Here is an 11,595-nt window from a genome sequence, read left to right as displayed (position 1 = left end):
GTAAAGGCATAACAGCGGCTTCACTCGGACGGCTTTTGAAAGCAAGGGGTCTTAAGGTAGCAGCACAAAAGCTTGACCCATATATTAATGTTGATCCGGGTACAATGAGCCCATATCAGCACGGCGAGGTATATGTAACAGAGGACGGTGCTGAAACCGACCTCGACCTCGGTCACTACGAGCGTTTCATTGATGAAGACCTCAATAAGTACTCAAACCTCACAACAGGTAAGGTATATTCAAATGTACTTGAAAAAGAGCGTCACGGAGATTACCTTGGCAAAACAGTACAGGTAATTCCGCACATCACAAACGAAATCAAGTCTTTCATCTACAATGTAGGTGAAAAGACTGATGCCGATGTTGTTATCACAGAAATCGGCGGTACAGTCGGCGACATCGAGAGCCAGCCGTTCCTTGAGTCAATCCGTCAGGTATCACTTGAGGTAGGCAGAGAAAACAGCATCTTCATTCATGTTACCCTTGTTCCATACATCAAGGGCAGTGAGGAGCATAAGTCAAAACCAACTCAGCACTCAGTTAAGGAGCTTCGTTCACTCGGAATTAATCCGGACATCATCGTTCTTCGCTGTGACGAGCCGCTTGAGGAGAGCATTTTCAAGAAAATTGCTCTGTTCTGTAATGTTAAGCCGGACTGTGTAATTGAGAACATCACACTTCCTACTCTTTATCAGGCTCCTCTTATGCTTGAGGAAAGCAACTTCTCAAATGTGGTTTGTCGTGAGCTTAACATTGCTACCGACAAGACACCTGACCTTACAGAGTGGAAAGAAATGCTTGAGAGAATCAATAACCGTTCAAAGAAGTGCAAAATTGCTCTTTGCGGTAAATATGTTGCTCTTCATGATGCATATCTTTCAGTAGCAGAGGCACTTCGCCACGCAGGCTACGAAAATTCAGCGGATGTAGAAATCAAGTGGGTTGATTGTGAGCTTATTACTAAGTATTCGGCAGATGAGCTTCTTGGTGATGTTGACGGTATTCTTGTTCCGGGCGGCTTTGGCAACAGAGGCGTTGAGGGCAAGGTAATGGCTGCTAAATATGCTCGTGAGCATGACATTCCATACCTTGGTATCTGTCTTGGTATGCAGACAGCAGTAATCGAATTTGCTAAGCATGTACTCGGCTATGAGGACGCAAACAGCGGTGAGTTTGCTCCTGAGGGCAAGCACAATGTAATTGACCTTATGCCTGAGCAGCTCGGCATTGAGGATATGGGCGGTACAATGCGTCTTGGTGCTTATCCTTGCGTTATCAAGAAGGGCACAATTATGGACAGAGCATACGGTAAGCCTGAGGTACAGGAGCGTCATCGTCATCGTTATGAGTTCAACAATGACTATAGGGAAGAGATTGAAAAAGCAGGTATGATTATTACAGGTACATCACCGAACGGTATGCTTGTTGAGGCAGTAGAAATTCCTGCAAATAAGTTCTACATCGGTGTACAGTATCACCCTGAGTTCAAGTCTCGTCCTAACAGAGCTCATCCACTTTTCAGAGAGTTTATCAAGGCTTCACTTGACAAGTAATTTTGGAAAATTCTTGGTTTAGGCAATTTTTGTCACAAACCTTTTGCTCATACATCATAAAAAGGATTGATAATAATGCAGATTAACAGAAATTTTGACAACCTCGTGCCAAACTATCTTTTTGCAGAGGTTGCTTCAAGAACAAATAAGTATATGCAGGAGCATCCTGATAAGAAAGTAATTAAGCTTGGTATCGGTGATGTTACACTTCCACTCGCACCTGTAGTAATTGAAGCTATGAAAAAGGGTGCTGAGGACCTCGCTCATAAGGATACTTTTAAGGGTTACCCTGACTATGAGGGTTACGCTTTCCTCAGAGAGGCTATTTCTAACTACTATGCAAGCTTTGGCGTAACAGTAGGTGCAAACGAGATCTTCGTATCTGACGGTGCAAAGTCAGACTGCGGAAACATCGGCGATATTTTCGGTAAGGATAATGTTGTTCTTGTTACCGACCCGGTTTACCCGGTATATGTTGACTCAAACATTATGGCAGGCAGAAAGATTGTTTACGCTAACTCAAATCGTGAAAACAATTTTGCGGCTCTCCCTGATGAGAATGTAAAAGCAGACATCATCTATCTCTGCTCACCAAACAACCCAACAGGCTCAGCTTACACAGCAGAGGAGCTTAAGCAGTGGGTTGATTATGCAATAAAGAATGACGCAATCATTCTTTATGATGCAGCATATGAGGCATTTATCACAGAGGATCTTCCACGCTCAATTTTCGCTATTGAGGGTGCAAGAAAGTGTGCTATCGAGATGTGCTCACTCTCAAAGACAGCAGGCTTCACAGGTACAAGATGTGGCTACACAATCATTCCAAGAGAGCTTGAGAGAGATGGTCATAACATCTACAATACATGGTACCGCCGTCAGGCAACAAAGTTCAACGGTGTGTCATGGCCTGTACAGTGTGCAGCAGCAGCTGTATTCAGCGAAGAAGGACAGAAGCAGATTAAGGAAAACATTTCTTACTATCAGGAGAATGCAAGAATTATTTCATCTGCAATGGACGAGCTTGGCATTTACTACACAGGTGGTAAGAACTCACCATACATCTGGCTCAAGTGCCCTAACGATATGGGTAGCTGGGAGTTCTTTGATCTCCTCCTTAATGAGGCAAATGTAGTAGGAACTCCGGGCGAAGGCTTTGGTAAGAACGGTGCAGGCTACTTCCGTCTTACATCATTCGGTGACAGAGAAAATACAATCGAGGCAGTAGAGAGAATCAAAAAGTTACTTTCTAAGTAATTTGCTTTGTCTGCTACAAGATAATTTCTAATCTAAAACTTTTAATGCAATTTCTATGAAGATAGATTTTGCGTGTACCTAACTTTATAAATTCACATCTAACACTAACACAAAACGGTGCAATTCATTTTAGCGAATTGCACCGCTTTTGTTTAGATTTTAATGACAATAGTTTAGTAAATTGTGGTTTAGCGGATAGTTTCGGATAAATAACAAAAAAATTTAGGTCGAGCCTTTTTAAAGGCTCGTGGGTTTGGGCAACGCCCAAGAAAAGTTGTTTCCATTGCAATTTATAAGGCACAAACAGCGTCGCTGTTTGTGTGCTAAAGCAAAGTTTGACAAAACAGGCGACAGCCATTTAAAAGAAATAATTCATTAATAAAGAATAATGATTTTTTATGTTGCTATCGCAATTATAAGGCTTTCGCTGTTGTGTTCAAGCCGCCAAACAGCAAGCTGTTTGACTAACAAAACCTTGCGTTAGCTTAAAGTATTGTGGGCTTTGCCCACACCCACAACCTTTGAAAAATGTTGACCAAATTTTTATTTTCGAGTATAAAGTCTGTACTGATTCAAACAAAATTTCCCGACCGTTGCTAAACCATAATTTATTCAACTAAAAACCTCCTGCCATATGACAGGAGGTTAATTCATTATTTAGCTTTCATTCAATCTTCTTCGTACTCATTATCAGGTACTATATCAATCATTTTTGCATCACTTTTAACTTTCTTTGCAAAGTAACCTATGCTTGCAAGGAGTGCTAATCCCGACACACCCTCATACACAAGTGCAATGCCGAGCACTATCATAATGATGTCGGCAAAGAATGTCGGAAAGATAATTGTGACAATCGCAAACACGATGATGAGTGCCGACACAATAAAGCTTATCCACCAATATTTTACATTGAGTGCCTTTAGCTGGAACGCTCTCTTAATGTCGATTGCACTGTCAACAATAATCAGTATGCCGATAATTGCAGCTATCATTCCGAGAATTGACTGTGGTGAAATCAGGAAGAATACGCCGAACGCCGTTGCGGCAATGCCTACTATCATCTCAAAGCCAAAGGAAGCCTGCCTTGTGGCAAAGTATGTAATCAGGTTGAAAAGTCCATATACTGTTAACGCACCGCCGAGTGTGTAGCAAAGTGCAATGCTCACCTTGTCGGGGTAGAAAATCATTACAAAGCCAAGCACTATGTAGGCAAGTGCAGATATAATCGCAGTTGAAATTGCCTTGTTAGGCTTCTTATTCTTTTTTGTCATATCCTCACCTCATCAGTCAATTCGCTTGTCGCAGTAATCGCACATCTGCATACCAAGCTTTAAGTAAGAACGATTTGGCAAATATTCCTCTTTTGCAGTAATACATCTTGGATTGGTGCAACGCTTGTCTATAATTTGAATATCTCTGTTTTGGAGCATAAAATCATCGTCCTGCAACAATAAAAGAATAAGTGCCATTCTGCCGTACATACCGTACTGAGCTTGCTTGAAGTACAACGCACGAGGGTCGTCGTCAATGTCACCGGTAATCTCGTTTACTCTTGGAAGAGGGTGCAAAATAATCATATCCTCTTTTGCTTTGCTGAGTTTTTCTTTGTCAAGCACAAATACATATTTCTGCTTTTCATACTCCTCTTTGCTTGCAAAACGTTCCTGCTGAATTCTTGTCATATACAGCACATCAAGGTTTGAAATAGCACTTGCAAGGTCATTTGAAAATTCATACTTACAGCCGTTCTTTTCAAGAATATCAATGATGTACAGCGGTACTTGTAATTCTTTTGTGGAAATAAGTACAAAGGAATTGTTGTCATATTGTGAAAGTGCTTTAATGAGCGAGTGAACTGTTCTGCCATTTAAAAGGTCGCCGCAGATGCCAATTCTGAGGTTGTCAAGTCTGCCCTTTTCACAGCTTAATGTAACAATATCAGCCAAAGTTTGAGTAGGGTGGAGGTGTCCTCCGTCACCACAGTTAATGAAAGGTACACCGGCATACATAGAGGCCGCCATAGCCGAACCTTCCACAGGGTGACGCATAGCGATAATGTCGGCATAACCGCCGACTATAGTTATTGTATCTTTAAGGCTTTCGCCCTTTGCAACAGATGAATTAAGCGGATTGTCAAAGCCGATGGTGCGGCCGCCAAGCTTGAGCATTGCAGTCTGGAATGACATCTGAGTTCTTGTACTCGGCTCATAAAAAAGAGTAGCAAGAATTTTGCCGTCACAGGCGTGTCTGTAATCGGCAGGATTTTCCATAATTTTTTTAGCCTTTTTTATCAGCATATCAAGCTGTTTTTTAGACATTGCGTCAAGGTCAATAAGATTTTTATTAGCCATAAAAACACTACCTTTATTATTTTTTTCTATTTTATCAAAATTATACCTCCTTTTAATATCTATAAAGAATAATAACTGTAAAAATTAATTATTTTAACAAATATTGCATATGACTTTGACATTTTTAAATCAATAATATATAATAGAGTAATATTTATGAATATTAACGCAAAATTTTGCTTAAAACGGCTTGATTGAATTTTAATTATTAAAAATTTAAGGAGAAAATTATGACAGACAATTATAGAATAAGCGATGACCTACAAAAAATGATGACTAATGAAATAATTCTTTGGTCAGGCAAGCCTAAAAAAGCTTGCTTTGTTCTTGAGTGTATTTTTAACCCAATGCTCATTTTTGCCGGTATTTGGTTTTTAATTGATTTTAATTTTATCGGTACATTATTATTTTCTGATTTCAGGGAAATGGGTGACGGCGTATGGTTTATACTTGGATTTTTCGCTATCCACCTAATGCCTGTATGGCTTTATCTTGGCGGTGTTATTTTTTCCTTTCTGAAATTAAAACATACCGAATTTGCCGTTACCGCACACGGAGTTTATATTACAGGCGGTACTTTTAGAAAGCAATACAGATATAAAAGCTTTGCCGAACTTAACAACGCTTTTATACATAGAGGTATTTTTGACCAAGGCTTGGGAGTAGGCGATGTTGTTTTCTCAAACAATAATTCAGACGCTTTTAAAATCATAGACATTCAGGATTACAATCAGGTTTGTAATCTTATAAATATGAAAAGGTCAGAGGAGAGAGTAGGATATGCAAAACGAAACGAAGCCTATGATCAGCCTTATGTAAGATCTCAGCATGGCTTTAACCCAACAGTAAACACTCCGTTCAATGCTAACAGAACAAACCAATATCAACAGAATTCTTATCGCCCGCAACCGCCACAGCAAAATCCAACCTATAATAACAGCCAAAGCTATCAGAACTCGCGATATAATCAGCCTTACAATTCTGCCGACTACAGCAGTAATCCGGACTTTACAGGTCAGAACTGCGATACACACAACGGATACGAGGTGAATTCCGGCAGCTATGATTATGACAGCTGGGACGATCCAAAATCAAAAAGAGAAAAGGACAGTTGGGAGCTGTAATCGACAGAAAAACTTATTTTAAAATTTCTTTTGACATTTTTGCTCATTAGTACTATAATAAAGTAAAACAATACAAAACGGGAGCCAATCGGCTGAGAGGAAATGAATTGACATTTCGACCGTAAACCTGATTTGGATAATGCCAACGGAGGGACTTTGTAGCTAAGGCAATCTGCCTTGGCAAATATTTCAGCGAACAAAGTGCATCGGTTTGGTGCACTTTATTTTTTTGCGTTTTGTATTCTCGGAGGTGAATATATGATTAGAATTAACGGTGTAAATATTGATAAAAACGAGCTTTCACTTATGCAGTACCTCGAGGAAAATTCTATTATGCCTCAGCGAATTGCTGTGGAGCTTAACGAAGAAATTCTGCCAAAGGCAAGCTACAATTCTACCATTCTAAAGGACGGCGATGTGGTAGAGATAGTAAATTTTGTTGGCGGCGGCTGTTAATTTATTAACACAAAAAGGAGATATAATAATGGAAAATGACAAGCTGATTTTAGGCGGACACGAATTCAATTCACGCTTTATTTTAGGCTCAGGAAAGTACTCACTCGACCTCATTAAGGCTGCTGTTGAGAATGCGGGAGCAGAAATTATAACACTTGCTTTAAGACGAGCAGTAACAGGCAAGGTCGCAAATATTCTCGATTACATTCCGGAGAATGTAACCTTGTTGCCAAATACATCAGGTGCAAGAAACGCTGACGAGGCAGTCAGAATTGCCCGACTTGCACGAGAGGCAGGCTGTGGTGACTTTATTAAAATCGAGGTAATCAGGGATTCAAAGTACCTTTTGCCGGATAACTACGAAACCGTAAAGGCAACCGAAATTCTTGCAAAAGAGGGTTTTGTGGTGCTTCCTTATATGTATCCGGACCTCAATGTTGCCCGTAGTCTGAGAGATGCCGGAGCTGCTGCAATTATGCCGCTTGGCTCTCCAATTGGTTCAAACAAGGGCATTGCTACCAAGGAATTTATTAAAATCATTATTAACGAAATTGATTTGCCGGTTATTGTTGACGCAGGCATTGGCAGACCGTCACAGGCTTGTGAGGCTATGGAGATGGGTGCTGCTGCCGTAATGAGCAACACAGCTATTGCAACAGCAGGCGACATTCCTATGATGGCAAACGCTTTCAAAAAGGCGATTGAGGCAGGCAGACAGGCTTATCTTTCGGGTCTTGGCAGAGTTATTGAAAACGGTGCGTCTGCATCATCACCGCTTACCGGTTTTCTTGAAAGCTGAGGTGTGAGCAATGGAAGAAAGAATTGACCATATGAAATACCTGCCCGATATGGAGCAGATTGACTCTGACATTATGGACAGGGTTATTAATGCAATGAACGAGTTTGACCCGTCAATCTACACAGAGCAAGATGTCAAAAATGCACTTGAGCACAGCGAAAAAACTGTTGATGACTTTAAGGCACTCCTTTCACCGGCGGCTTTGCCACTTCTTGAGGACATTGCAAAGGCTGCAAGAGTTGAAACTAAAAAGCACTTTGGTAACTCCGTAAATATGTTCACTCCGCTTTATATCTCAAATTATTGTGAAAATTACTGCATTTACTGCGGTTTTAACTGCCACAATAAAATACATCGTGCAAAGCTTAACGCTGAGGAAATCGAACACGAAATGCAGGCAATCGCAAAGACAGGTTTGCAGGAAATCTTGCTTTTAACAGGCGAGAGCAAAAAGATGTCTGATGTAAAATACATAGGCGAGGCTTGTAAAATTGCAAGAAAATATTTTAAAGTGGTAGGACTTGAAGTTTATCCGATGAACAGCGATGAGTACCGTTATGTGCATGAGTGCGGTGCTGATTATGTAACTGTTTTTCAGGAAACCTATAATTCCGATAAGTACGAAACCCTCCACCTTGCAGGTCACAAGAGAATATTCCCATACCGAGTAAACACTCAGGAAAGAGCATTAATGGGCGGTATGCGTGGTGTTGGCTTTGCCGCTTTGCTTGGACTCAGCGACTTCCGAAAGGACGCATTTGCTACAGGTATGCACGCATATTTAATTCAGCGTAAATATCCACACGCAGAGATTGCTTTTTCATGCCCAAGGCTTCGCCCAATAATAAATAATGATAAAATCAATCCTAAAGATGTTCACGAGCCACAGCTTTTGCAGGTAATTTGTGCATACCGTCTTTTTATGCCGTTTGCAAGCATCACTATTTCCACAAGAGAGTGTCAGCGTTTCAGAGATAATGTGGTTGACATTGCCGCCACAAAAATTTCTGCAGGTGTTGATGTTGGCATTGGTGGTCACGATGGTGAAAGCGAGAAAAAGGGCGACGAGCAGTTTGAGATTTCTGACGGCAGAAATGTTGACGAGGTGTTCAAGGCTCTCACAGACAAGGGTTTACAGCCTGTTATGAGCGACTACATCTATGTGTAATGTAGTGTGCGTGACAGCAAAACAGCTTTGCAGAGGGGATTTTTTAGAGAAAGTAAAAAGAATTTCCAAGACTGAAGTTAGATGTATAATTCTTAGAGAGAAATATCTTTCTGAGCAGGAATATTATTCACTTGCAAAAGATGTAACAAAGGTTTGTGGTGCAGACAAGCTCGTGCTGCACAATTTCACAGATGTAGCCGTAAAGCTTGGAATAAGGAAAATCCATCTGCCGTTTAGTGAGTTTAAGGAATTAAAGCAAAGACAAAATTTTGATGTAATAGGCACTTCTGTTCACAGCACAGAGGACGCAATATTTGCTGAGAAAAACGGTGCGTCATACATAACGGCAGGTAATATTTTTGAAACCGACTGTAAAAAAGGCTTAAAGGGTAAAGGAATTGAATTTTTGCAGAATGTGTGCGACAGCGTGAATATTCCGGTCTATGCCATAGGCGGCATAAATGCCGATACAGCTAAGGCATTAGCAGATGTAAACCGAAAAAACTTTGCCGGAGTGTGCGTGATGTCACTACTGATGCAGAGCGAAAATTTAGAAGACGAAGTTATGAAAATAAAAGATGAACTGAGGTGAAAAGCGTGAAATTTGACAAAAGTATGCTTGCTCTTTATGCAATCACAGACAGAAAATGTATTGGTTCAAAAGGACTTGAATACTCAGTAGAGCAGGCATTATCAGGCGGTGCTACCATTGTGCAGCTCAGAGATAAAGATGTTGATTTTGACACTCTTTGTAAGGAGGCAGACAGCCTGCTTAAAATTTGCCAAAAATATAATGCACCTCTTATTATCAACGATAATGTAGATGTTGTACTGAAAACGGGTGCTGATGGCGTTCACCTCGGTCAGAATGATATGGAACTTGTAAAAGCAAGAGAAATCCTCGGAAGTGATAAAATTATCGGTGGCTCGGTTCGTACCGTTGAGCTTGCTAAAAAAGCAGAGAAAAGTGGTGCGAACTACATTGGCAGTGGTGCGGTTTTTGGCACGCAAACCAAGGCTGACGCTAAATTCCTCGGCACTGAAAAATTTGCTGAGATATGCAAAAATGTTACCATTCCTGTTGTGGCAATCGGTGGAGTAAATGAAGTAAATATTCCACAGCTAAACGGCACAGGTGCAAGCGGAGTGGCGGTTGTAAGTGCGATTTTTGGTGCTGATGATGTATATACTTCTGCAAAAGAATTAAGAAAACTTGCGGACAGCATAATTTACGGAGGTTAGCGTGTACAAGGTCTTGACAATAGCAGGCAGTGATTGCTCAGGCGGTGCAGGTGTTCAGGCAGATATAAAAACCATTACAATGCACTATTGCTATGCTATGAGCGTTATCACCGCACTCACAGCACAGAATACCACAGGTGTTTATGGCATTGAGCCTGCAAGTGATGAATTTATTGCAAGTCAGCTTGATGCGGTTTTTACTGATATTTTCCCCGATGCCGTAAAAATTGGTATGGTTTACGGCAACAATTCGGCAAAGGTGATAGCCGACAAGCTTAGCTTTTACCATGCCAAAAATATTGTGACCGACCCGGTAATGGTTTCAACAAGCGGAAGCAGACTCATTAGCGATAGGGGACTTGAGATGCTCAAAGAGCATTTATTGCCTATTTCAACTATCGTTACACCAAATGTTCCCGAGGCGGAAATTCTGAGTGGAATCACCATTAACAGCGTTGACGATATGCGTAAATCAGCGAGTATAATAGCCGAAAAATTCGGTTGTGCGGTTTTGTGCAAGGGCGGTCATCTTGATGATTGCAGTGATGATTTGCTCTATTATAACAATGAATTTTATACCTACCCGTCAGTGAAAATTGACAATCCAAATACACACGGCACAGGCTGTACTCTTTCAAGTGCCATCGCAAGCAATCTTGCAAAAGGCTTTGAAATTCCACAGGCAGTCGAAAGTGCCAAAGCATATGTAACCACAGCTATCAGCTCTCGCCTTGACATTGGAAAGGGCAGAGGTCCGCTGATGCACAACTATATTTTACAAAATTTTAAATGAAAAGGCAGATGAAATATGAGAGAATATTCTACACAGATGGAGGCAGCAAGAAAGGGTATTGTAACAAAAGAGCTTGAAATTGTTGCAAAAAAAGAAAGAATGACAGTTGAGGAGCTTATGCCGCTCGTAGCACAGGGCAAGGTAGCAATTTGTGCCAACAAAAACCACAAGTGTATTGACCCTGAGGGCGTTGGCTCAATGCTCAGAACAAAGATTAATGTAAACCTCGGCATTTCAAGGGATTGTAAGGACTATGACATTGAAATGCAGAAGGTTATGCAGGCGGTTGATATGGGTGCTCACGCAATTATGGACCTTTCATCACACGGCAACACAATTCCTTTCCGCAGAAAGCTCACGAGCGAGTGCCCTGCAATGATTGGTACTGTGCCTGTTTACGACTCTGTAATTCACTATCAGCGTGACCTTGATACACTCACAGCAAAGGATTTTATTGATGTAGTTAGACTTCACGCAGAGGACGGTGTAGACTTCGTAACACTTCATTGCGGCATCACAAGAAAGACTATTGACCAGATTAAAAAGCACAAAAGAAAGATGAATATTGTATCTCGTGGCGGTTCACTTGTGTTCGCTTGGATGTGTATGACAGGCAATGAGAACCCATTTTATGAGTACTTTGATGAGATCCTCGACATATGCAGAGAGTATGATGTGACAATTTCACTTGGTGACGCCTGCCGTCCGGGATGTCTTGCAGACGCTTCGGATGTATGCCAGATTGAGGAGCTTGTTCGCCTTGGTGAGCTTACAAAAAGAGCATGGGCAAAAGATGTTCAGGTAATGGTTGAAGGCCCCGGACATATGCCAATGGATCAGATTGAGGCCAAT

At 41.1% G+C, this 11,595-nt stretch carries 12 protein-coding genes and 1 riboswitch; of the genes, 10 read left to right on the top strand and 2 right to left on the bottom strand.

Going from position 1 to position 11,595, the window contains the following annotated elements; genetic code table 11:
- A partial coding sequence (locus ACJMMI_RS03855) for a CTP synthase (RefSeq protein WP_405353727.1) occupies nt 1-1,553 on the top strand: 1,553 nt, incomplete at its 5' end.
- A gap of 75 nt (nt 1,554-1,628) precedes the next feature.
- On the top strand, nt 1,629-2,810 hold the full coding sequence (locus tag ACJMMI_RS03850; RefSeq protein WP_405353726.1) for an LL-diaminopimelate aminotransferase: 1,182 nt from the start codon (nt 1,629-1,631) through the stop codon (nt 2,808-2,810).
- Nucleotides 2,811-3,478: 668 nt separating this feature from the next.
- On the opposite strand, the gene ACJMMI_RS03845 is transcribed toward ACJMMI_RS03850, so the two are convergent.
- Together ACJMMI_RS03845 and pyrB are read right to left on the bottom strand one after the other, a co-directional pair.
- On the bottom strand, nt 3,479-4,081 hold the full coding sequence (locus ACJMMI_RS03845; protein WP_405353724.1) for an HdeD family acid-resistance protein: 603 nt from the start codon (nt 4,079-4,081) through the stop codon (nt 3,479-3,481).
- Nucleotides 4,082-4,093: 12 nt separating this feature from the next.
- A complete protein-coding gene (gene pyrB, locus ACJMMI_RS03840; RefSeq protein WP_405353723.1) occupies nt 4,094-5,161 on the bottom strand; it encodes an aspartate carbamoyltransferase in 1,068 nt (355 codons plus the stop codon).
- Nucleotides 5,162-5,391: 230 nt separating this feature from the next.
- Between pyrB and ACJMMI_RS03835 the strand changes: the two genes are divergently transcribed.
- The 8 genes from ACJMMI_RS03835 to ACJMMI_RS03800 all read left to right on the top strand — a co-directional run.
- Nucleotides 5,392-6,285 (top strand): PH domain-containing protein, encoded by an 894-nt coding sequence (locus ACJMMI_RS03835; protein WP_405353721.1) that lies wholly within the window; start codon nt 5,392-5,394, stop codon nt 6,283-6,285.
- Nucleotides 6,286-6,352: 67 nt separating this feature from the next.
- Nucleotides 6,353-6,457: riboswitch (TPP riboswitch) on the top strand.
- Between the two features lie 86 nt (nt 6,458-6,543).
- Nucleotides 6,544-6,741, top strand: a complete 198-nt coding sequence (gene thiS, locus ACJMMI_RS03830) for a sulfur carrier protein ThiS (protein ID WP_405353720.1) — start codon at nt 6,544-6,546, stop codon at nt 6,739-6,741.
- A 28-nt stretch (nt 6,742-6,769) separates the two neighbouring features.
- On the top strand, nt 6,770-7,540 hold the full coding sequence (locus ACJMMI_RS03825) for a thiazole synthase (protein WP_405353719.1): 771 nt from the start codon (nt 6,770-6,772) through the stop codon (nt 7,538-7,540).
- A gap of 10 nt (nt 7,541-7,550) precedes the next feature.
- Nucleotides 7,551-8,708: a 2-iminoacetate synthase ThiH gene (thiH, locus tag ACJMMI_RS03820; protein WP_405353717.1), complete on the top strand. Its 1,158-nt coding sequence runs from the start codon at nt 7,551-7,553 to the stop codon at nt 8,706-8,708.
- The gene (locus tag ACJMMI_RS03815; RefSeq protein ID WP_405353715.1) at nt 8,701-9,300 is read left to right on the top strand and encodes a thiamine phosphate synthase; all 600 of its coding nucleotides are present in this window, start codon (nt 8,701-8,703) and stop codon (nt 9,298-9,300) included. Before thiH ends, ACJMMI_RS03815 begins: the two co-directional genes overlap by 8 nt.
- A gap of 5 nt (nt 9,301-9,305) precedes the next feature.
- Nucleotides 9,306-9,950, top strand: coding sequence for a thiamine phosphate synthase (gene thiE / locus ACJMMI_RS03810; RefSeq protein WP_405353713.1), 645 nt, complete (start codon nt 9,306-9,308; stop codon nt 9,948-9,950).
- Nucleotide 9,951: 1 nt separating this feature from the next.
- Entirely contained in the window at nt 9,952-10,743 is a 792-nt protein-coding gene (thiD, locus tag ACJMMI_RS03805; protein WP_405353711.1) for a bifunctional hydroxymethylpyrimidine kinase/phosphomethylpyrimidine kinase, read from the top strand.
- A 15-nt stretch (nt 10,744-10,758) separates the two neighbouring features.
- Nucleotides 10,759-11,595 (top strand): phosphomethylpyrimidine synthase ThiC (locus ACJMMI_RS03800; RefSeq protein ID WP_405353709.1); only part of this gene is annotated, 837 nt, incomplete at its 3' end.

It is taken from the genome of Ruminococcus sp. (genome assembly GCF_045129435.1).
Classification (GTDB): Bacteria; Bacillota; Clostridia; order Oscillospirales; family Acutalibacteraceae; genus Ruminococcoides.
The sequence above is the reverse complement of the archived record's forward strand: the minus strand, read 5'-3'. Positions and strand labels throughout refer to the sequence as shown.